This window comes from Paenibacillus abyssi, assembly GCF_014640295.1.
GTDB lineage: Bacteria > Bacillota > Bacilli > Paenibacillales > Paenibacillaceae > Paenibacillus_D > Paenibacillus_D abyssi.
Window position 1 is genome coordinate 93,631 of sequence record NZ_BMGR01000014.1, and the last position, 20,972, is coordinate 114,602.

Genomic DNA, 20,972 nt, shown 5'->3' on the forward strand with positions numbered 1-20,972 from the left:
CTTACCTGGAGAATCAAAAAAGAGGCTTGTCCCGTAAGGTAACAAGCCTCTCAGCCGCACGAAGCGTATTTTGCAGATCAGTCCTCAGAGTAGTGAACATGACCGCAATCGGTTGTCGTGCATACGAAAGCCGTTACATTGCCTTCATGCTCAAACTTTCTGCCGTCAAATTCCCCTCTCTCGATAAAACCGCTGCCATTCTCTTCTGCTGATTTTTTGCCGCATTTCGGACAAAACCTCGGTTCAGACATTCATTTACCTCCTCGAAGAAATTGTGAGCGAAAAAAAATCACTCTCAAAACGTCGAAGGCATCCGGAAGGATGTTTTTCTGCTTTTAGGCAGACTTCGGCACTTTGAGAGTGACTTTAATAACACGTAACCTTCTGAGCCGCATGGCGAAGGCATAAAAAAGAAAAAGACTGATGTGGTAATCTTACCACTAATCAGTCCTTATTGAAAAGCGTTACTTTACCTCAAAAACTGTCGGTTTAGGCAAATTCTCTAAATTTGGACCCAAATATAAATCTTGAGCATATTTGGATAACGCGTTGAAAATCATGAGTTTAACTTCTTCCTCGGTTGTTTCAGTATCGAAAACAAAATCTATTGTAACGGATTGAGAGGATTTCTCTACTGTGTTGAGTAAGTTTCTCCAAGTCAATTGCGTTTCGAATTTCTCCATTTCACTATCACCCTATTTTCAGATCTATGTATTAGATATAATTACCATTATACGCATATAATCATAACATGATATTACAGAAATATCCATTTAAATTAACGACAATGAAAAGTTCTTGACATTTTAAATCGAATTATTTATATCGACCCATTGTAATATCGCGTTACGTTATTCTTCATAATTCGTCACAGTTCGACATCTTTTAAGAAGTATTATATAGCATTACCCATCTGATTCCTAGCGTAAACACTAATATTTTTCATGGTAAATAATGAGTCTGTTGATATTTGTTCAATATATGCCCACGTTGTATGCTTAATATATAAACTCTTAACGGTGGTGAAATGTTGCATGAAGGATACATTCAAACAATTAGCCGGGCTCTTTTCGAAATCTATGACAATAGCCTTGATTGCATACCCTTTGCTTGCCGCAATTGACCATTTCACTGAAGATTCCTTCGGGCCATTTGTTCAATATAAAAAACTGATTAGTACGATATGGACATTCAGCAGCCATCATTGGGAATGGATTGCTGTTGCCGTGATTACAATGATACTCAGCCGAGGTTCATTATCGCTATATGCGCCGCTGGCGCAGGAAATCCGGCATAACCTTCTTGAAAGAGAAATGACCCGGTGGCTAAACACACCCTATATTTCTCCTCTTCATCATCTTTATATGATTCATCCCCCGCGCTGGATTAAATGGAGCGATAAGAATCCATTCCGGGATACCTTCTACCAATTTATCGTCCAGGCGTTCAGGGACGTTGTGTACCGCAGATATGATTACACGGAATTTGCTCCGGCCGGCAAACGGCCTACAATGGGGGAGGTCGTCCCCAAGAAGGCATGGGTAAACATAGCCATATATACGCTCCTGGGTGCTGTTTTACTTAGCGTATCGTTCATGGGAAACGGACTGAATTTCTTCGCCGGCTATTATAAGTTTATGATTCCTGTGGTAATTGCCCTTTTTGTTCGGGCGGCTGTTATCGGACTCGCCATCCATGACCATGCGAATTGGAGTAAGATTGATCAGCAGCTTATGGACACATTTGGGCAGAAGGAGCTTAAAACTCGATGGATGGAATTATTCCCTAACCAGCCCCGCGGTAAAGCGATTTTGGAGACATGGAAGAATGAATGCACCATGCGACAAGACCGGGATTACCAATTCAGATTAACCCGTCGTGCAGACGTAAGCTCGCCGAATCATTATAGGCAGACACCATTGAATCATGCCTATGATAATCCCGCATTACCCCTATGTCCTTTCCCTGCTGAGCAGCTGCCGGAATGGGCTGAAAATTATCAAGATATGTACGTGGACCGTATAGGGGAACATCAGCAAAAACAGCAAAATGAAATTAAAGAGCTCGCTAAGGCTTCGGGAGGAAAAGTTGTGGCCTTCGGTCAACGGAAGCGCAAAGGCTGATCAGGCAGCCAACAAAGAAGCACCCCCCATCGTTATGTTGGAGGGTGCTTCTTTTTAGTGAATCAGATTTAGGTAATGAATCATTCTTGCTATGAACAAAGCAGTAAAGAAAAAACCAAGTAATTTCCGGTAAGCTCGATGCACCTTACGTAGCAAGTAATAAGCCACTACAATACAGCCAATAAGGAACAGAGGGTGACTATACAACATCTCCATACGTCACACCGTCCTTCAAAACATCGCCAGCTGGCGATGTATCTTGGCGTATTTGGGTAGAAGCGGGACCTGTATCTCCAGCCCATCGTATGACTCCTCTAACCGACTGAGGAAATCAAAATTGTAGGCCATGCAGTCCTCACCATCCCAGCTTGGATTAACTTTATCTGCGGAGGTCTGCCCTTCTTCCGTCAAAACCAAACGTTTACGGCGGCTCCAGATCGGAAAAGTTGAATCAAGTGAGAAGACTTTATCCCAATAGCGGAAGACGACATTGATACTCGTTACGCCCAACAAGTGAAAATTGGAGTTCGGGTATAAAGCGAATACCTGGTCCAAAATTTTAATCCGCTCATCATCGGGCATCTTGGCCAGCCCGCCGATACAAATGAAATCGACTTCGGCCTCATACCTATCCATGATCCGCTGCAGCTCCTCCATCGGGCTTTGCGCGTGCCATACTGGAATCGGCGTGACTCCGGCCCTTTCCATAACCGTTTGGTGTATGCGGGTGAGCAAGGGATTATTGATCGAGTCCAGGTTGATCCAGCCGTAGAGATAATCACGATGCCTTTTCACAAACCGGATCAGGTCACGAACACGAATTGGATCGACACGTTTGCCTTGATCCTGGGCGCTGTGTAGAGACCATGCCCCAGAATCCAGTAAGATTTTTACACCGTACTTTCTGCAATAGGATCGAAAGTTCTCATACAGATCATCACGAAGATGAAAATATGAAGCCAAAATGACGTGAATACCCTGCTCTTTGCTCATGGCTATCGCGCGTGGATCCCTGTCCATCCCCGCGGGGATAAACCGGCAGCCACGCAAGCTGAGCCGTAAACCTTTGGCAGTCCGCCGGATTTTCGAAATCTGACTGAATACCATACGGAGCAATCCCATTAGGAATGAGTTGAACCGGTGGAATTTCTCGAGCTGCTTGCGCATGGTCGTCCTGCGATAAAGCATGAAAGCTATGGCAGCCCTTAATTTGTCACGGCCCATACGATGCGTCGTAGAGTTTTTCGATGATCGGAAATAGACGAACTTCGCTGTAACCTTTTCGATCATGTTCATCTTTCCTGTACCTGTATTGCATACGACCTCTGACGAAATCCGCTTAAAAAAGTGCTTCTCCCACTCTCTCGCCTTCACATCAAAATAATTCATCAGGCTGCCTCCTCAAAAATTATCTTCTACTGCTCCCGAAGCGGGACAAACAGTAAATTAAACTCCGGCCCCTCCTTGAAAAGAACGCCCGCGTAGGACGGCTGTATGCCACCTGCAGGCGTTCTTTGATTGAAAGGAATCTCTTAAGACGCTTCCGTTTGCACGGCCTCAACCAGCTCTTTAAGTGTGGCTAAGTATTCCCTGACCATTTGCGTCATGCCGTTTTTCTGGGCAAGGTAAAATACGACTACTGGATCGCCTTGCGGAATCCATTCCGGATCCACACCGCCTTGCCGCAAGGTATTGCTTATGGCGGTCAATTTGTCATCCAGAGCCCGTATCCGGGAAATCCCAGACGGAACCTTCCCGCTCCCTCCGCAAACGTTACAATTGGCATCCGTGCCGTAACAATCGCAGGTCTGTATTTTCAAAGTGAAAACCTCCCTCTTTTCTTCCTCCTTTTATTGAGCGGCTTTCTGCAGAAGCGGAAAGCTCGACCAATCCTCAAAACGGTTCATGTAGCCTTCGTTGTACGGCTTTGCCGGCACAAGGCAAGGAACCAGGTCTTTTACGCGATCGATTTCGTGCGGGGCATCATCCACCATGTACACCGGTCGATATTGCTCTACGATCGTGCGCTTATTTGCTGTACAGATCACGGGCGCCTCCGGGAAACCATTAAGGCGCAACCAATGACGTGTTAACGAATCGAACCAGGGGGCCCGCGCCGTCACATACAGTATTTTTGAACCGGTCTGCACAATGCTGTGGAGTTGTTCCGCCGCGCCAGCAAAAGCGGTCGCGGAAAGGAACACATCCGGGTTCAACTCGAAAAAATCAGGGGGAAGCGGAAAAGGGTAAATGCTGTCACTAAAATTGGCTACCCGCTTCTTGATTTCACCACTTGTATCTGCGAGCGTATTATCTACATCAAACAAATACACTGACATCGCTTTTCTCCTCCTTGCGGTCGGTAAAGGAGAATGTCGAACGCGGACTTGTATAGGTCGCCTGAGACTTCAGGAAGCCCGTCACATCCGATTCAATCCATTCCTTTACTTTTTTGTTGTCTGCCGTAATCACATCGTCCACGTTCAATTCGTGGTCTTCCGCAAATTGCCGCAGCACTTCAACCGGGATTTTCGGGCTTGGTTCGCTCTGTTTGAAATCCCATTGGCCCATCGGCAAATCAATTGGCTTCTGGGTGTTTTTCACATGCGCTTTAAGCCCTTCTTTCATCCGTTTCAACGCTAACTCTTGGAAAAGGATAAACTGGCCAATAAGGACGGCCTCAGCGTCATCCTTAGGTACACCGTCGCCGGGGAGCCCTTGGACATATCCTGATGCACAAAGAGTGGTAAACGGACAATTCTCACACTTTCTCCTGTCCTCGGTCATCGGGAAGTTATTTATATCCGTACCGGCCGCCTCAATCCGCCCTACCAGCTCCACAACCCATTGCCGTGTTTCCTCCAGCAGCTCTTCGGTAAATTCGATCTCCGAATCGGCGTTTGAATGCCGACTGAAGATCAACATGCCTCTGAAGGATGAAGGCACAAAGCCGCCGCGCATCTCTTTAAAGAGAAGCCCGTATAAGGGAAGCTGCTTGGTAGTATGGGCTTCGAAAGGTGCCCAGCTGGTTTTGAGGTCAGAAATAAGAACTTCATCATTTGCAGGATCTTCAATAATTAGGTCGAGATAGGCCTGAACGATAATGCCAGGAGCGACTTCCAGCTGCAGATGCACTTCCGATGTAATGTCGGCAAATTCTCCCTGTATAGCTGAAACCCGGCGGAATGTGAACTCGGTCATTCTGATCAGATCAGAAGCCCGCACCCCTTCCGGCAAGCCGCCCTGTTCATAAATGCTGGCAAATACCGCATCATCCGGACTATGGCCATCACTGATTACCTTATTAAAAGCAGCGTGGAAGATTTTCCCCACGATCGCTGGTAAACCGGATGGATCCGGGCGCCCCTCGACGTACTTATGGAAACCCATTCTCATACAGGCTTCATACGTCGTGAGACGTGAGTGACTGTATACTTTCGTGCTCATAAGAACCCTCCTTGGGAATCAAAAAGGAGCCTCTTCCCACAAGGGAAAAAGACTCCTTACTCTCATCCATTATTGGTTTTTAGCAGTCACCAGTCATACTGCGGTAATTCAGGAATGCAATTTGCATCGCAATCCAGCATCACCCAGCTGCAATCATGGCGTACTGCGTACTCAATCACCGCTTGAAGACTTTCGGGAACGTCCTTTAACAATTCAGCATCCCTATCATCCTGCGGCACCAAAATCATCCAACCGTAGATCGACTTTTCATATATCGTTAAGGGGACTGGCTCCTCATCCGATTTATCGATCCACTCTTTCGTCTCTTTCGAGATGTGGCCCGTCGACAGAACAAGTGTTTTGACGATGGTATCACTCATATCGATTCCTCCTCACACATCCCTTTCAACAGGAGGATGTGTTTCAAGCCCCCCCCTGTAAGGGATCGTAAGTCGGTCTCAAGTGTTTAATGCTTCGGGGCCGCTCCCTCAGAACGGGAGATCATCGCCCGGATTTCCGCCGCCTGGATGTTCTCCGTAGGGTTCGCCGCCGCCGTAGCTGCCGGCATCACGGTTGCCCGACGCATTTCCAGAATTTCCGTTGCCACTACCGCTTCCGCTGTTTGCCGACTCCAGGAACCTCACGTTGTCTGCAATGACCTCTGTGACATAGACGCGCTTTCCCTCGTTATTCTCGTAATTTCGGACCTGAATGCGGCCCTCGACGGCGCACAGCCGGCCTTTACGAAGATAATTCGCACATGTCTCAGCGAGCTGTCTCCAGGTGACGACAGGAATGAAATCAGCTTCCCTTTCGCCACCCGCTCCACTATTAATAAACGGACGATCCACAGCAAGCGTAAATTGGGTAACTGCTACTCCAGCTGGTGTATATCTCATCTCAGGATCTCTCGTGAGACGCCCGATCAGGATGGTACGATTCAGCATTGAAAAACACTCCTTCTAAGTGTGATTAGATATTTTAAAGCGTCACTGGTTGACGAACTTGAGTGCGGGGATCTACCTCAAAAGGTAGTTTCCCGAGCATCAAAACGTCGTCAAGGCCCTTCCCGTCATTGATGTTCCAAATCCAGAACACCAACTGAATCCCATCGGAATCAAGGATCTCCTTGGCGAAATTAATGAGGTTACGGAACACGTCCTCATTCTTTGCCTTTTTACCGTCTTTTTCTTTCACCACGAATGCATCAGCATCGTAAGCGATTGCTACCTTCTTCACACCCCACTTTTTCAATGCGGGGAGCACATCACGATAGTTGCCTACTCCGGGGACGCCGACGACCGGCCGATTAAGAATGTTCGCTGAAATGAAGGATTTATGTTCTCCTTCGGTAATTACAACGGAATCAAACTTAAAAATGTCGGTGATCTCGTCTCCTGGTTCCCATGATGATAGGAACTTATGGGGAAGGACTACATTGATGTGGTGACTGGAGGAAGCACCGCCGCGTCGCATCTCACTTGGATTGGTCTTAATGTCCAATGTGGGGTCAAGCACTTTCAGCTCCGTTATTTGTCCGGATTGATCACGTACAGGCAGCACGTTCGGGCTAGAAGAATACCATGTGTACTTCTTTTTTGCTTGACCCGTGGCCATACGCAGCCGGACGATACGGCCGGCGTCATCTCGAACCGGTAGCAAATACTTGCCATATGCATTGATTGTCCAATACCAATCTTTGTCGTTCAGGGGATTACCGTCTTTGCGAAGTTTCTGCGTGAATCCAGGAACCCGCTCCAGCGAAAAACCCTCTTTCTGCATCGTATCCACGATGAGTTTGTTTTCCTGCCATGTTGCCGGAATGGAACGCAGTCCAAAGGCAAGAATCTGTTCCTTCGTGTACTTACGTTTTGTGGCCCATTCTTCGGCATGTTCGCGGTAAATCGGGCAGAGTTGTAAAAATCTCCGATAAACCCGATCGCACGTTTCCGCGTTTTGTGCAGGGATTTCCTCAAAAACAGCTTTTTGAGCGGCTGCGGTATGATGCTGCAGCGCCGGCTGCGTCCTTCTTGGCGTTGAGTCGTTAACCGGGCCATCGTACTCCACGGGAATCCCCATGATCTCGCATACGCCAATGACGGCTTCTACGAAATGCGTTCTAGAATCCCAACAACCCCACGTTGCCCACGCATAATACTGAAGGGAACCTCCTTGTGCTCCACAACCGCCGCCGCCGTAGCATTTGAAAATTCCCCTTGTGCTGTAAATGCAGGTATCGGGAGTGTTCTCATGATGGTTCGGGTTCGGGCAACGGACAGTGATGTTACTGCCGGAGCGTTTCGTCCAATGTCCCATGCGTGTCGCCAGATCATACGGATGTACAAGCTGAACTTGATCGATGGTGTGTTGGGAAATCTTTGGCATTGTGCCAACCTCCTCGTTCGTCGTTATTAGGTCTTAAAAAACCAAAAAGACCTCTTCAGACATCGACGTTTCTGCACACGTAAAAAGAGAGTGTGCTAGTCAATACCTGAAGAGGTCATTCTGGGTAGAAAGCTATAATACCCTACATTACACCACGAGCCGCCTGGCAGGTGCACGAAAAACAAAATAAAAGTTATGCTTCCATTTTAGCATAATTAGGACTGCTGCACAAAGGGATTTTGTCTTCATTTTTTTAGATTTTAAGAATTAAGAAATGAATGAGAGACAGCCATATATGTATATATCTCTTTAAAGAATAGTAAATACTAAAGAAAGTACCTTTTAGGCCGCCAAAGAAAGTCGATAAATGCAGGCGGGGCTTAGCTTATCTAACTGAACAAGATTATTTATTTAGACAGAACCTCGATTAGCGATATGAATTTAGACAAAATGATAAACCGGTCTAAAAATTAGAAAATCACCTCTCATGGGCTGCTGGGAGCCGGATCAAGGCTAAACACTATCCACATATCCAAAGTAATAATGCACAATCCACAGATTAAGTCTAAATTATTGACCACAGCCTTTGTGGATGTTGTGTTCAATGGGAAGTATTATTTCTAAAAATATAACAAGTGGCAGGTAAAAATAGGGCATTCGGTTATGTTCCAACCCAACCTATGCCCTTTTTGGGGTAGACATCGCGTATTTGGCGATCGACGCCAGGTGATTAAGACGAAAATACGTGTGGAGATAAAACCTGTAGGAACGCCAAAGAGCCCTCGTCTTTTGGAGGGCTAAGCGGTCTAAGTTTAGATATGAGGCGTATTATTCCTGCTGATCCATTCTAGATGTAAAATACCCCCCCCATATGGGGCATTGTATTGCCATGAGATTTCTCGCCTATACTGGTTTTGAGATCGAGCAAGAAGTCTTCCAGATAGAAGGTATCGTACTCGATCGCGCTGCCGGGTAAGGCCGGGGTGTATGTAGATAGCACATCTTTATTTAATGCCTCACCGAAGCGGGTCCGCAGTATCGGTACGGCCGCGGTACAGAGCCGGCGGAACTCAGCGAGGGAGAAACGGTCCTTAACGGCCCGGTAGAATTGAAGAGGTCTAACGTCGTCATACGCCCCTCCCTCACCCATTCCCAGGTACCGGTAGGCGCCCGTCTCTTTCGCCACTTCCATAAACGCCAGGTACGCGCGGTCTTGAATTTCGGATTGGATGATATGAACCAAATCCAATGGCGGCATAAAGCCGTGCCTTTCGATCGTCTCACGGATCCGCACCGCTACGAAGCGCAGCGTCCGGAGGCTGGCATTATGTAAGAGGCTGGCCAACCGCAAAAAAACCGTCCCATTCTCCAACTGCTCAACTTCGCCGATCTTATGATAGTTGAAAAGCATCCGAAGCCGTGCAACCGTTTTTGTGTATGGAATCTTCGCCGGGGGTATCATCCGGTAACGATCACCTTGTTCATGGCGAACCATATATGCCGGATTCAGTAAACTGCGAACGGCCCAGCGACCTAGCGAATCCTTCTCTACGGAATATTCAAGAAGCAACTTTTGTCCAGGTATCGGCTCGAGGGCGGCGAGTGATTGGAGCAGCTCCCGCATTTGAGCCGGCCGAGACTTGTGAGTAAGGGTATAGAGCCAAGCATCACGGCCAATGAATTCCTTGAATTCGGTCCCTACCTTATCGCCGTTCCTGGAGACCAGGTAAAGATAAAGCTTTTGCGCAGCGACCGGAAGATTCGTGAACGCAGCCGTAAAGACTACCGGACTGAATAATACGAAGCGTCCGGTGTTGCGCTTGAAGGATTCAAGCCTCCACTCATTTACGATGCCACTTCGGGAAACCGATAGGATCCCGAGCTCGATAAATTTATGTATCTCCGCATAGAACTGTTCTTTGGTGCAGCTGTCCTCATATTCCTCTTTCATCAACTCATATAGCCGGTTCGTACTGCATCCAACCAGCGTCCCCTCGGTATTGAAGCGACGGGAGATCACGATCATTAAGCGGATTGTTGTCCCCGTCACATGAAATTTACGCAGCGGGTGACTGTTTTTCCGGAACATAACAACCGAATCACTGTCATACGATTTTTCAAGATTGAATAGGTCTGTTAGGAAGGTATGGTCTACCGAGACCGGCCATGTGCTTCCCGCTACATTGTTATTCAGCTGAAGGTATCTATTGCTGTTCGGTAGTAGCTGTTTATCATGTTTGCGCTTGCTTGCACCCATCGGTCTCGGCGCCCCCTTTCCGACTAACATTTATTTGGGAAAATTGCTGTAAACCGCTTTACGGCGGTATATTATTTTCTGTATAATGAGTTGCACATAGAAGAAGGCAAAATTAAAGCAGACCTTCAATTTCATGATTTTTCACGAAATTGAGGTTTCGAATTGGTAGCCCTGATTGACGGCAGGTGCTCGCCAGGATATACCGTTTGCGTTCAAAACCGAATAACCGATGATCCAGTTGACGCTGGAGAATCACGCGAGTAAAGTTTGACGACTTTACTGCCCGAAGCCTCCGTTGACGCGGAGGTTTTTAGTTTTGGGGGATAATCCCAAAATCTTACCTGTTTCGACATTATCAGAACGGTTGCAGTTTTGGCAATCGGAAATCAGAGGTGGTTTGTTTAGGGTTTCAGAGGTGGTTCATTTAGGGTTTCAGAGGTGGTTAGGGTTTCAGAGGTGGTTCATTTAGGGTTTCAGAGGTGGTTCATTTAGGGTTTCAGAGGTGGTTAGGGTTTCAGAGGTGGTTCATTTAGGGTTTCAGAGGTTGTTTGCTTAGGGTTTCAGAGGTGGTTAGGGTTTCAGAGGTGGTTTGTTTAGGGTTTCAGAGGTGGTTTGTTTGCGACGAAAATCTATTAAATATTTTTAAAATAACGCAATTTTATAGAATCCATTCCATACACAGCGAATTTTAGGCGAAAGCGACATAAAAAGAACCTCTCTACCTTTTGCGTAGGGAGGTTCATTTTTATCCCAAAAAGAGTTCACCTTGCAAATCGGCGCTTCTTTGTAGCACCCAATCGCTCGGTTCAAATATTACTTTGTCGGGGATGCGGCGTTTCTTAACGATCTCGTATCTTTTAATAACATCATAGTTCTGAAGCTCATCAAACGAGTTCTTGAGCATAGTATAGGATTTGTAATTCTCACTTGCGTGAATCCCAAGATGATTGATCAGCTGCTCAACATCCAGTACAAACTCCCGATCCTTTGCTTTATTCACAACAATGAGATACAGGTTTTTGGATGTCGGGGTCGCGAGATCATTGAATAGAGATATGCTGAACTCAATGACGTTTCCTGCAAGCAGATTCTTATGCAAGTTTTCATTTAATCTGATGCTCACCGAGTTTGTGACTCGATCAATTGCCATCTCTTGTATGGGATTATGAATCTTTGTTCTTTTACGTTTTTTGGCTTCGGCATCAAAATACTCTTCCATCACGATTGACGTCTTGCCTAAGTTGTCCAGGCTTGTATGCAGGGCTTCATATTCTCCCCCACTCATCTCACCATGAACGGAATGAATAAGCTCTCTGAATTCAAAATCAAAGGCGATATTCTTCCCCTTGAGCTCCCACAATTTAATGATGCCGAACAGATTCCGAGCATCATACGGCAGCAGTAGATTGCCGTTGCTGTTTTGGTAATAGAGGTTTCGAAAGCCCTTTTTCTCTAGTTCCAAAACGCCGTTTGGTTGCCGCTTCTTAACAAGCGTTGATTCATTGGGCGTTGTGGAGGAGATAAACGGATGGTCAATAAAATTTCGTTCGACACTATGACTAAATTGGCGATTTTGTTCCTGCTTTTTCTGGATGGCTTTCTCCAAGAGTAGGATCTGCACTTCCAGGTATTCGTGCTGATCATTCAGCTCATCTTTTTGAGTTTGATCTTGAAGGCTCATCAGCATTTTTTGATATATTTCATTTCGCGTCTCAACCAATTTTCCGGAGATACGCTTCAATTCATAGATCTTCTTATTTATCAAAGGCGTACAATAGGAATCTATCTCGACGTCCAATTGTCCGGCAATCATCATATCGTTGGAAGAAACGGATTTCAGGTGCTTTCGCAGGTCCAGTAGCTTAGGTGCATATTTTTCAAGCACATTCATTATAGCCTTGCTCATGTGTTCACCTGCTTTCATATAACGTATTCTCCTTTCATTTTATCATATATCGGGGATTAAAACATAAAAAAGCACCGCTGGACATGGGATTCCCATGACTCTAGCGGTGCTTCCGAAGAGGACGTAATTATATGTGTTGTAAGTAAAATTTACACTGTTCGAGCGATTTTGACAAGACAAATCAATAAAACTCAACTACGTTGCGTAACGCATCGTAACGCTGGAGCCAGTTTCAGTCATGAAAAAGGGCCCACCCGATTAAGGTGAGCCGTGAAATGCTTCAATGAACATGAGCGTAAGCCGGGCCTCTCTCGAGGTGTGCGATGCCTTTGTCTTGGGCAGCTCCTCGGTCAAGGGCTTCGATCCGCTCCAGCCACGCTTCCGCTGGGTACTTTTTCTTATGCGCTTGGTTAAGGCGTTCTGCATGGTCATAGCAGGTATCATAGCCGCCCAATTTTCGGACAACACCGATATATTCTGTCACGAGCATGCGCGCTGCTGCAGCCGTGTAACCAAAACTGGCCACAAGTGCATCGACAATGCCACGCTCATACAGATTCAGTCGCACTTGAGTTCTCATGATAGATCCACCTTCCTCCCACATAAATATTATACCCGACTAATCGAAGGTATGACTCCCATTTTTCGGACGAAAAGACAACCTGATTTCCCAGCTTCAGCGAATCCATCCGTCTGCCGGACAAGGACCGCGTGATTTGCTGATAAAACCACTCTTCATCTTTATTTAATTGTACCGCTTCTTGAACGATTTTTCCAGTATCGGAGTCGGCCATCGGGCCGATTATGACATCCGGATGCTTTTTACAGGGGTCCTTTCCCTTTATCGTTACCTTTCGGTGATCCATGATAAAGGATGCCCAAGCCAGGGAATCGCTCAAAAAGACTCGTGGATCCACTCTAGGCGGCATGGAAACCATTTCGATCTCAAGCACGCAAGCACTCACGCTTCCAGTGATGTCGCTTCTGGCAGCCTTGTGTGCCCATTTACGCGCTTGAGCTGCGGAAATGGTCGTGTAGAATCCCTCTCCAAAATCGCGCCCAGGACGCCAATACTGGCTGTCCAACAGCTTCTTGCGGAAAGACGGCACCAAGTTGTCCGTCGTACCATGATACAATCGCTGTGGTGTAGTAATATCCATATTTTTTCCTCCTGATACTCCGAACCTATATGTAAGTTCTGATTTGGGAGAGATCCCCCATTACCGCCAGGAAAAGAGGGAGCAGTTACAGCTCCCTGCTTTGCTTACCCCGTGACCGGCTTTTGACCGGCTTCTGATCCAATTTACCACGAAGCTCATCGAGCTCCTTTTGATAAAGGGAGGCAAGCAGTTGAACTGATGCCTCTGGTGTTTTACAAAAGCGGTTTGACTCTGCAGCTGCGGCCATATATCTGCCGCCGGCTGCCGGACAAATAAACCAGGTGAGGTCATTATGAACCCGAAGACGAACGACCCTCATAACCCCGCTTGTCGATACCAGGAAACTCTTTCGTCCCAGCCGGTATGCAATTTTTAGGGACAGCTCCTTCATCCGGATCCGCCATAAGGCAGGAATTTTCTCCATGATCAAGCTCGGCTGAAATTGTACGATGGCAAGCGCAAGCGTTACCCCGGCAAAGATATATTGCTTTGACAGGACGAACGCAATAAACATCAAAGCATTTACCCAGAAACTTACCTCTTGGCGCTTTTCAAAGTAGTTGCCGAATTTTGCAATCATTTTCATTTTACTTCCTCCCCATCGTTTATGAAAGATAATGTCAAATGGTAGTTTTGCTCGAAATGGTTATTCTTTCGTTTCCAATCCTAGCTCTCTCTCGTGTTCCTGTAGGGCTTTCACAATAGTAGGGATGATCTCGTCATCCTCCATATTCCGAACGTCCACATCGAACACGAGGTCCTTTTCCTGATCATGGACCATGACAAGCGTTGCACCAGTTATCTCCTCGATACTGTCCCAATCGATGCTCTCACAATCGTCATCGATAGTGAACTTCTGAGTGGCCACCACCTGAGCGGTTAGGTCATAACGCTCCCAATCTACAGGCTGAACGGCTGGTGCTTCGAGAGATGGTTCAGAAGAGGCTGGTTGTGCATCTTCCTGATCGATGCTAAACCCAATCAATTCGTCGCCATAGCTACTTACAAGACCGCCTTCCTCCGTAAGCACCCATAAACCGTCGGCCTCATCACCGTTTAACCTGGCGGAGAAAACGATTGAGCCATCCTCGTCTGGTACGAAACGGTGTTGCTTCCAGACATCCCTTACGTCCTCTAGCGCATGCCCCTCGGTTAAGTGAAGACTGATGTTATTATCCTCGCCAAAGCAATATAGGTGAGCAAACACAGGCAGCTCGCCGGAGAGAAGCGCAATCGCGCGTGTAATCTCGTCGTGCTGGATTTTTTCGTCCTCGGCCAGATCCGCAAAGTTTTGCTGCAGGCGGAGAAATTCTGCCTTCAAAACAGCAATGGCACCAGCGAAAGAGTTTTTCTCATTGTTTTTCATAATTCTTCGTCTCCTTTGAATGGATTAGATCTCTCGATGGCCAAAGGAAAGGAGAGGGCAAATTATCCCTCTCCAAGTCCAATGACTTATCTTCTTCTGCGGATAACCCGCTTCACGTGCTTCGCAAGATCGCGAGACAGATTCTTGCCCACATTAATCGCGCCGCCTGGATACATGTGCTGAACCAGCTTGATGATGTCATCTCGCTCCGGACCGCAGTAGAGGCAAAGGACATCAATGCCCTTCTTCTCTGCCTGCTGCACCATAAGACGCATGGTGTTTTCGTCCTCGTGTCCTTCAAAACACGGCATGCCATCCGAAATCATCACAATCAAGCGGATGCCTTCGTTGTACTTGGACATCTCGTTAATCATGAACTGCAACGCGAGCGTATCGCGATTGCCGCTTTCGGCTTCGATGGCGCCCAAGAATCCCTTCTCGATCGCACCAAAGCGGCCAAACGGTTTTAAAGGAAAGATGGCTGTATCATCAAACTCGGTAAATGCGTAAGCAGCGCTTGGAATGTTGGCTTTCTCACACGCAGCCGTCATAAGAATGAGCGACTTGCGAATTTCGTCGATAACCCTGCGGCTGGTACCGCGGAAGGTGTCACCGGTGGAGCCGGAAATATCGCCCATCATACCGATGCGTACTTCCGCTCCTGGCGTACCTACGAGCTTACGGGCGAAGAAGTTGTTTTCGCCGAGGGCTTCATTACGCCACATCCGGCCTACCAACACTTTCCCGCTTCGCTGATTCATCAGCAGCTCATCCGGAGTTGGTTCACATAATTCCTTGAGAACCTTTGCCGTCATATCGATATCTCTCTTAATCGCCTGCTCCGTGGCTTGGTATCTGCCAAGATTCTGCATGCGATACGCTGCAGAAGATGCGGAAGCAGAGAAAGCCGGCCGCTTCATACCGGGATCGATCTCGATCTTCATCTCTACAGATGAATAGGGACCGATTTCCGCTTCTGCTTCCTTCTCGTCTGCTTCCGCTTCCTTCGAGGCAGACTTTAGGGCGCCGGAGAAGTCGGGAGCTGCAGGAGCTTCTTGTTCTTCGTCCTGCTCGCCGGCACAGCCCGCTCCGCCGGAGCTATCCTCACCATCACCGTTTTCTGGATTGGCGTCTTTTTCTTCTTCCCCTTGCTCAGCCATCTGGATCCGCACCTGGATGCGGAGGACGTTTTGTTCAACCTCGTCCTTGTCGCCCCATGAGACGTTTGGATCGTCGGCGTCACCAGAGAAGCTAAACATCGGCTCACTTGGCGATTGGCCGTCTGCTTCCATCCATTCCATCAATGTTGGCCATGTCGATTGCATAATTTCATGCGCACGATCCAAGCATTGCTGGGTTGTCGACTCTATACGGGCCTTTTCTATCAATGGCTGAACCGAATCGATTAACTCGATGGAAGCCCGATTAAGATCTACCGGGTCGATCATCCCGAGGGAGCGGGTCATGTAGAGCAGACGAAAATCCTGGACGTGATTATTTGGGGTCATCGGGGCGCACTTCCAGTTGTAATTCTTGAACTGGATGAATTCGTCCACTTCCGGGTGATCAATGATCGTAAAGTTTTCCATGCGACCATCCAGAAGAACGTTTCCGAAAAACCGTGTCCAGTCCCTCGGATACTTCACGTTAGATTCCCAATCTGCACGCGTCGGACTAGACCACTCTTCTACCCATTTGATGAAGTCCTCAATGATGTCGTACTCGATATGGCCGCGTTCATGAACCGAAGTTGCTTTCCGTATGACGCGCTTCTCTTCCTCGGTAAAATCCGGGCCGCCGCCGGGACGGACAATATCGTACTTGGCAAAAACATCCTTGCCGTCGGTGTACGAAGTTTGAGCGTTGGTCCATTGGAATCCGAACTTCCGTCCGCCAAAGAGAATGTGAAGCCAGCGCTTTACACGGGCGCCTTCACGGTCCTTAATCATCTGAGTTTTCGTTTTTAACACGGTTGCCACAGCCGGCATACCGATCACTCTCCTCTCAAAAATGGGAAAGAGGGTCCCCGTTTGGAGTCCCTCTTTCAATCTCAGGCTGCGCCGTTTTCGTAATCCTCCTCCTCTTTCGTCTTCGGAAGGGACTTCCACACCGACATGCGGAGTTGGTTACGAACAGCGAAACGTTCTTCTCGATCTTCGCACTTGTTTATCACAAAGTCCTCGATCGCTTCAATTTTGGTCTGGTCATTCACGCCGAATTCCTTTAAGTAGATGGCAGCGTCAATGTAACCACGGACAGTCCGGGACTCATCGCCGGCGCCTTCAGTAGCGTAGAGGAGATCAATTTGATTCTTGATGTCCTCGAGCCACTGGAGCACATGACGATCAGTGAGTCCGGATTTCTTTTCGACCAGGAGTTTAAAGTCGCTGGTGTACGGCAGATGAAGAACGGCAAGCCGGTCTTTTAAAGCCGCATTCAACGCTTTAACACCGCCGTAGTGGTCCCCGACGTTGATCGAACCGATAAACAGGTGCTCTGCATGCCTCGGAACGGTTCCGATTGGTGTAGACAGCTGTTCATTATCGTCATAGACGGAGTGAAAAACGGATGTGACGTCCGGCAACAGCATGTTGAGCTCGGCGAAATGTGCTAACCCGCCATTCATAACGCTCGTTGCATAAGCCGTATGTTTGAACGCCACCTCAAGCCCATTGCCGGTCGGCATATTTTCGCCTACAACCGTCTCAGCGGTATATCCCTTATGCCCGGTTTGCAGGTACAGGGGATAGCCCAACACCCAAGAGATCGTATTGACCAGCGTATCCTTCCCCACGCCCTTGTCGCCTACGAGAAGCAGGGACTTACCCATGATGATGTGGCGCAGCGACCGCTCAAGGACTTTACCTTGATACGGCGTTTTAGGAGCCACAGGATCAATGGACATTTGGGTTGAAGAGACAAGATCACAAACGGACTTGCGTTTTTCGGAAATGCGAACCAGTAAGCGCCGATCGATGCCTTGACCAAGCAGAAAACTTTCGATTTCCCCCCATCCATCTTTCCAGCTGCGCTTCGCTTTCGCGGGCATAACTGGAGCGGGAGACGGTTTGGATACGGCAGGAGCGGGAGCGGCTGCAGCTGCAGGTGCTTCTTCCTCCTCGGCTACCACTGGAATTCCGAAAACGTCTGAGACATCTTCGAATTCCGAAGCGGGAACCGCGGCGATCACAGCGTTGAGCTCATCCGGATCTTTCGGAAGAGCAAATAGCTCGATCTTGGACGAGGCCTTATCTGCAATTGCAACGGCGCATCCGAGGTGCGGGCACGGGCGTTTTTGTGCGAATGATTCGCAGTAATGCACGTAATCCGACTGTCCCTCTTTGCTGATCCAGATGCTCTTGCTTCCATCCAGGTAATCGATTCTCATGTAGGAGGCAACTTTACCATCCTCAGATATTTCAGCGCGTTTGATCCGGCCAACGAAGTCGATCATTTTTTCCTTGTATTGCGATACAACGATAGCCGGCAGGTTGTTTCTCGAGAATTTCATGGATAATTTCTCCTTCCGATTTTGGGGGAATAATCAAAAAGCCAAAGAACCCAGCTATGCTAGGCACTTTGGCAATCCTACACGGGGGCGATGAGCCCGAATTTAAGCTGCTTCCACTTCAATCTTCCCGCCTCTTACAGCGAGAGTGACCTTTTGATCTTTAATCCAGCCGCTCGTATTGATGACGGCATCTGGACTGATCCTTTTCACTTGTTCGCCAAGCTCCTTGCCTGCGAACACAATAACAACCGAATTGTTTTCCAGCTTAGCCTTAAACGTCGAAGTGCCGTCCTGATTGAACTTGGGTGCATCAAGCACTTTCATACGAATCGGTTCAGGCTTATTCGAGCCGTTGTTGCTGCGGCCGCGGGAGCTGTTACCGGAGCGATTAGAGCCTGAGCGAGCAGCTCCACTTTCACCAGCGCCCTCTCCGGCAGTTTCCTGCGGTAAGATGGACGGCTGAGAAGACGATTTGCCAGCTGGAGCGGTACCGCCTGACGAGCCGCTGCTACGCGAAAACAATGCCTGGATATCCGACTGAAAAATACCCTGCCAGTTTTTCTCCTTGTAGTGACTCCGGTAGGATTCAGGGAGAATTGTTATACCGTGCTTGTGAGTTCCGAAGCGATTAACAACCGCATGAGCATCCACAAGTTTTTGGTACAGCGGGTTATCGGATCCATCCGATTTCTTCGGTTTGATGGTATCGATGACGCCGGTTTTAAAGACGTCGGATGCAACACCAAACCATGCAGCGCATTTCTTCAGTGAATCGGAGACTGCAGACTTCTTACAGTCCATTCGATCTTGTGCGGTCGGTGCCGTCTCGCCTTTCAAAATCGTCATCGTATCGTTGCCGTAGTTGGTCCGTTCCATCCAGGTTTGTTTGATTTCATCCCAGATGGAGAGCCGGCCGAGAACCTCCACTGAATTATCGTCCAAATTCTCCGTTACATCGAAGAAATCGTGCTTCCAATTCAGGGGCCCGACTACTTCGTTGAGACGATCGACGACCCATTGGATTCCGACATACGCTTGGCCTTCGAAATTAACACCGTAGGCTTCATACGGGAACGGCTTGTTAAGCAATACGCTCAGGTTGGTTTCTGTGGTTGTGCTGGACATGGTTTACTCTCTCCTTTAAAGGATTATTCTGTTTGCGCGGTATGAGATGCTCCTTACCGATCAAACCAATTACATCTTCCAAAAACAGAATTCCGTCCGCCATTTCTTTGAAGAGCCGCGCCGGTTGCAATCGACTTACGACCGCAACTACTTTCGAACGCAGCTTGGCTCGTTGAATGGCGGGGACGAGATCCGTGTCCCCAGAAAAAACAAAAAGGAGATCAAATTCGTTCAGACTGAACTCAAACAAGTCCAATCCGATCGACATGTCGACCCCCTTCTCCATCAGGTTCCCCGTGCGATCGGATATGCAGATCCCTTGATGGACCTGGATGCCGTCACGCTCGAGCGCCTGAAAAAACCTTTTCCGGTCAAAATACTTTGAACCGGCAACATCTTTCGGCGGCAGGCTGCCGTAGAAGTGATAACCTACATCTGCCTGACCGAAATCCTTTCGGAGTACCGTGTGAATCGCACGGTAAAACTGAACCCACGGGCGAATGCCTTGAATACCAATCTCATGAAGCTGCTTTACGGCATTGATTTCATCGACGAGAATCGCGGCCTTCATGACGCAAGCCCATCCGAAAATAGCTTGAGCTGAATGACATGATTTGCGCTCCCGTTTAAGAAATCGAGCCGGGCTGCATCGCTGAGAATACCACGACCAGACCGCTTCATGACTTCGATAATCCACGCATTTGTCGACTCGACGGAAATGGCCGAAATCCGGTATTCCGGGTGCGAGAGGTTCCATATACGGCTTTCCCCTGCGCGCGGCGCAAATCCGAGAGCTTTCAAATCTGTTCTTGGACAAGGGCCATCAAAAACGAGTTGAAAGTCTACGCAGCGGCCTTCCAGCAAAGTTTGCAGTCTTGCAAAGATAGCCGGTACCTCCTGCAGATTAAAGACCTTAATCTCCTGGTGAACCATAGTTGAGTTATACCGATTGACCCGAAATTCAGGATCCTTTGGCGGAGTAACCTCAACATCGTCCCACATTGTCTGGATACGCTTCAGATTCCAATCCACACACACTCTCTCCCTCCAGCTTATGATTAGTCGGAAAACAAAAAAAACCGACTCTTCAAGCGCAGATAGAATTCTTGAAACCAAAAAGGTTTCATAATCTGCGTCTTCAAGAGACGGTTCTTTGATTGTGGGCAGAAAGCTCCCGTATCAATTACATAACATGAGGTAAATCTTCGACATTTCCCTGGGCCGCCTGGCGGGAAACAAATAAAAGAGTAGGAAAGGTATGCCTGTATTGTACCATATGAGGAGAGAACTTGAAAAGGATTAATAGTCTTTTTCGAGCGATAAGCCCCCTCCCTACTGAGCGAAGTTACATAAAAAAACAGCTCCCGCCAATGGAGCTGTGGTGAAGTCGTTTTCGATAATGTATAAGGAGATCACTGTTCGTCTAAAAAAGGAATACGTTCTCCGATGAGTGATTTGTAATGATTATAAATGGTTTTTTTATTATCATTCGAGAGCTCAACCAACTTCGGGGTTAATGTGTAGGGATCCTTGATTTTTAGGATGTGGATTTCTTGGCTAGGATCCTCAAAAGCAACGTATAAGGTCTCCCCGTATTCGAACAACTTCTTGAACGAGCATGTGATTGACTCGCTGTGCTCATTCAGGATGATGAAATCCAATTGAGCCTTTGATTCCTTTCTGCCCTTAGGT

At 47.8% G+C, this 20,972-nt stretch carries 21 protein-coding genes; 1 reads left to right on the top strand and 20 read right to left on the bottom strand.

Annotated features, from left to right (window positions below):
* Nucleotides 1-77: 77 nt before the first annotated feature.
* Nucleotides 78-251: a hypothetical protein gene (locus IEW11_RS19535; protein WP_188532750.1), complete on the bottom strand. Its 174-nt coding sequence runs from the start codon at nucleotides 249-251 to the stop codon at nucleotides 78-80.
* A gap of 213 nt (nucleotides 252-464) precedes the next feature.
* On the bottom strand, nucleotides 465-683 hold the full coding sequence (locus IEW11_RS19540; RefSeq protein ID WP_188532751.1) for a hypothetical protein: 219 nt from the start codon (nucleotides 681-683) through the stop codon (nucleotides 465-467).
* 351 nt (nucleotides 684-1,034) lie between these two features.
* Between IEW11_RS19540 and IEW11_RS19545 the strand changes: the two genes are divergently transcribed.
* Nucleotides 1,035-2,123 (top strand): hypothetical protein, encoded by a 1,089-nt coding sequence (locus IEW11_RS19545; RefSeq protein ID WP_188532752.1) that lies wholly within the window; start codon nucleotides 1,035-1,037, stop codon nucleotides 2,121-2,123.
* Between the two features lie 231 nt (nucleotides 2,124-2,354).
* Here IEW11_RS19545 and IEW11_RS19550 read toward each other — a convergent pair whose 3' ends face one another.
* The 18 genes from IEW11_RS19550 to IEW11_RS19635 form a co-directional block, all read right to left on the bottom strand.
* Nucleotides 2,355-3,512 carry a hypothetical protein gene (locus tag IEW11_RS19550; protein ID WP_188532753.1) on the bottom strand — a complete coding sequence of 386 codons (1,158 nt, stop codon included), beginning with the start codon at nucleotides 3,510-3,512 and terminating at the stop codon, nucleotides 2,355-2,357.
* A gap of 143 nt (nucleotides 3,513-3,655) precedes the next feature.
* Entirely contained in the window at nucleotides 3,656-3,943 is a 288-nt protein-coding gene (locus IEW11_RS19555; protein WP_188532754.1) for a hypothetical protein, read from the bottom strand.
* A 30-nt stretch (nucleotides 3,944-3,973) separates the two neighbouring features.
* Entirely contained in the window at nucleotides 3,974-4,462 is a 489-nt protein-coding gene (locus IEW11_RS19560) for an HAD family hydrolase (protein ID WP_188532755.1), read from the bottom strand.
* Nucleotides 4,443-5,570, bottom strand: a complete 1,128-nt coding sequence (locus tag IEW11_RS19565) for a RecB family exonuclease (protein ID WP_188532756.1) — start codon at nucleotides 5,568-5,570, stop codon at nucleotides 4,443-4,445. Before IEW11_RS19565 ends, IEW11_RS19560 begins: the two co-directional genes overlap by 20 nt.
* A gap of 86 nt (nucleotides 5,571-5,656) precedes the next feature.
* Complete coding sequence (locus IEW11_RS19570) at nucleotides 5,657-5,950, bottom strand: DUF5983 family protein (protein WP_188532757.1); 294 nt, start codon at nucleotides 5,948-5,950, stop codon at nucleotides 5,657-5,659.
* Between the two features lie 108 nt (nucleotides 5,951-6,058).
* A complete protein-coding gene (gene ssb, locus IEW11_RS19575) occupies nucleotides 6,059-6,517 on the bottom strand; it encodes a single-stranded DNA-binding protein (RefSeq protein ID WP_188532758.1) in 459 nt (152 codons plus the stop codon).
* A 34-nt stretch (nucleotides 6,518-6,551) separates the two neighbouring features.
* Nucleotides 6,552-7,955 carry a CHC2 zinc finger domain-containing protein gene (locus IEW11_RS19580; protein WP_188532759.1) on the bottom strand — a complete coding sequence of 468 codons (1,404 nt, stop codon included), beginning with the start codon at nucleotides 7,953-7,955 and terminating at the stop codon, nucleotides 6,552-6,554.
* An 847-nt stretch (nucleotides 7,956-8,802) separates the two neighbouring features.
* Nucleotides 8,803-10,212: a hypothetical protein gene (locus IEW11_RS19585; protein WP_188532760.1), complete on the bottom strand. Its 1,410-nt coding sequence runs from the start codon at nucleotides 10,210-10,212 to the stop codon at nucleotides 8,803-8,805.
* Nucleotides 10,213-10,957: 745 nt separating this feature from the next.
* Nucleotides 10,958-12,136 (bottom strand): replication initiator protein A, encoded by a 1,179-nt coding sequence (locus tag IEW11_RS19590; protein ID WP_188532761.1) that lies wholly within the window; start codon nucleotides 12,134-12,136, stop codon nucleotides 10,958-10,960.
* Nucleotides 12,137-12,398: 262 nt separating this feature from the next.
* Nucleotides 12,399-12,698, bottom strand: coding sequence for a hypothetical protein (locus IEW11_RS19595; RefSeq protein WP_188532762.1), 300 nt, complete (start codon nucleotides 12,696-12,698; stop codon nucleotides 12,399-12,401).
* Complete coding sequence (locus IEW11_RS19600; protein WP_188532763.1) at nucleotides 12,667-13,278, bottom strand: DUF3990 domain-containing protein; 612 nt, start codon at nucleotides 13,276-13,278, stop codon at nucleotides 12,667-12,669. Before IEW11_RS19600 ends, IEW11_RS19595 begins: the two co-directional genes overlap by 32 nt.
* A gap of 85 nt (nucleotides 13,279-13,363) precedes the next feature.
* On the bottom strand, nucleotides 13,364-13,864 hold the full coding sequence (locus IEW11_RS19605) for a hypothetical protein (RefSeq protein ID WP_188532764.1): 501 nt from the start codon (nucleotides 13,862-13,864) through the stop codon (nucleotides 13,364-13,366).
* Nucleotides 13,865-13,924: 60 nt separating this feature from the next.
* Nucleotides 13,925-14,644: a hypothetical protein gene (locus IEW11_RS19610; protein WP_188532765.1), complete on the bottom strand. Its 720-nt coding sequence runs from the start codon at nucleotides 14,642-14,644 to the stop codon at nucleotides 13,925-13,927.
* A gap of 86 nt (nucleotides 14,645-14,730) precedes the next feature.
* Nucleotides 14,731-16,632, bottom strand: a complete 1,902-nt coding sequence (locus IEW11_RS19615) for a vWA domain-containing protein (protein ID WP_188532766.1) — start codon at nucleotides 16,630-16,632, stop codon at nucleotides 14,731-14,733.
* A 62-nt stretch (nucleotides 16,633-16,694) separates the two neighbouring features.
* Complete coding sequence (locus IEW11_RS19620) at nucleotides 16,695-18,155, bottom strand: AAA family ATPase (protein ID WP_188532767.1); 1,461 nt, start codon at nucleotides 18,153-18,155, stop codon at nucleotides 16,695-16,697.
* Between the two features lie 102 nt (nucleotides 18,156-18,257).
* The gene (locus tag IEW11_RS19625; RefSeq protein ID WP_188532768.1) at nucleotides 18,258-19,280 is read right to left on the bottom strand and encodes a Rad52/Rad22 family DNA repair protein; all 1,023 of its coding nucleotides are present in this window, start codon (nucleotides 19,278-19,280) and stop codon (nucleotides 18,258-18,260) included.
* Entirely contained in the window at nucleotides 19,237-19,851 is a 615-nt protein-coding gene (locus IEW11_RS19630; RefSeq protein WP_188532769.1) for an NYN domain-containing protein, read from the bottom strand. Before IEW11_RS19630 ends, IEW11_RS19625 begins: the two co-directional genes overlap by 44 nt.
* Nucleotides 19,848-20,312 (bottom strand): hypothetical protein, encoded by a 465-nt coding sequence (locus tag IEW11_RS19635; protein WP_188532770.1) that lies wholly within the window; start codon nucleotides 20,310-20,312, stop codon nucleotides 19,848-19,850. The genes IEW11_RS19630 and IEW11_RS19635 overlap by 4 nt, the downstream gene beginning before the upstream one ends.
* Nucleotides 20,313-20,972: the final 660 nt, after the last annotated feature.

Coding starts and splice junctions, on each gene's coding strand:
- IEW11_RS19535 (WP_188532750.1), bottom strand. CDS start 251: ATGTCTGAACCGAGGTTTTGTCCGAAATGCGGCAAAAAATCAGCAGAA.
- IEW11_RS19540 (WP_188532751.1), bottom strand. CDS start 683: ATGGAGAAATTCGAAACGCAATTGACTTGGAGAAACTTACTCAACACA.
- IEW11_RS19545 (WP_188532752.1), top strand. CDS start 1,035: ATGAAGGATACATTCAAACAATTAGCCGGGCTCTTTTCGAAATCTATG.
- IEW11_RS19550 (WP_188532753.1), bottom strand. CDS start 3,512: ATGAATTATTTTGATGTGAAGGCGAGAGAGTGGGAGAAGCACTTTTTT.
- IEW11_RS19560 (WP_188532755.1), bottom strand. CDS start 4,462: ATGTCAGTGTATTTGTTTGATGTAGATAATACGCTCGCAGATACAAGT.
- IEW11_RS19565 (WP_188532756.1), bottom strand. CDS start 5,570: ATGAGCACGAAAGTATACAGTCACTCACGTCTCACGACGTATGAAGCC.
- IEW11_RS19570 (WP_188532757.1), bottom strand. CDS start 5,950: ATGAGTGATACCATCGTCAAAACACTTGTTCTGTCGACGGGCCACATC.
- ssb (WP_188532758.1), bottom strand. CDS start 6,517: ATGCTGAATCGTACCATCCTGATCGGGCGTCTCACGAGAGATCCTGAG.
- IEW11_RS19580 (WP_188532759.1), bottom strand. CDS start 7,955: ATGCCAAAGATTTCCCAACACACCATCGATCAAGTTCAGCTTGTACAT.
- IEW11_RS19585 (WP_188532760.1), bottom strand. CDS start 10,212: ATGGGTGCAAGCAAGCGCAAACATGATAAACAGCTACTACCGAACAGC.
- IEW11_RS19590 (WP_188532761.1), bottom strand. CDS start 12,136: ATGAAAGCAGGTGAACACATGAGCAAGGCTATAATGAATGTGCTTGAA.
- IEW11_RS19595 (WP_188532762.1), bottom strand. CDS start 12,698: ATGAGAACTCAAGTGCGACTGAATCTGTATGAGCGTGGCATTGTCGAT.
- IEW11_RS19600 (WP_188532763.1), bottom strand. CDS start 13,278: ATGGATATTACTACACCACAGCGATTGTATCATGGTACGACGGACAAC.
- IEW11_RS19605 (WP_188532764.1), bottom strand. CDS start 13,864: ATGAAAATGATTGCAAAATTCGGCAACTACTTTGAAAAGCGCCAAGAG.
- IEW11_RS19610 (WP_188532765.1), bottom strand. CDS start 14,644: ATGAAAAACAATGAGAAAAACTCTTTCGCTGGTGCCATTGCTGTTTTG.
- IEW11_RS19615 (WP_188532766.1), bottom strand. CDS start 16,632: ATGCCGGCTGTGGCAACCGTGTTAAAAACGAAAACTCAGATGATTAAG.
- IEW11_RS19620 (WP_188532767.1), bottom strand. CDS start 18,155: ATGAAATTCTCGAGAAACAACCTGCCGGCTATCGTTGTATCGCAATAC.
- IEW11_RS19625 (WP_188532768.1), bottom strand. CDS start 19,280: ATGTCCAGCACAACCACAGAAACCAACCTGAGCGTATTGCTTAACAAG.
- IEW11_RS19630 (WP_188532769.1), bottom strand. CDS start 19,851: ATGAAGGCCGCGATTCTCGTCGATGAAATCAATGCCGTAAAGCAGCTT.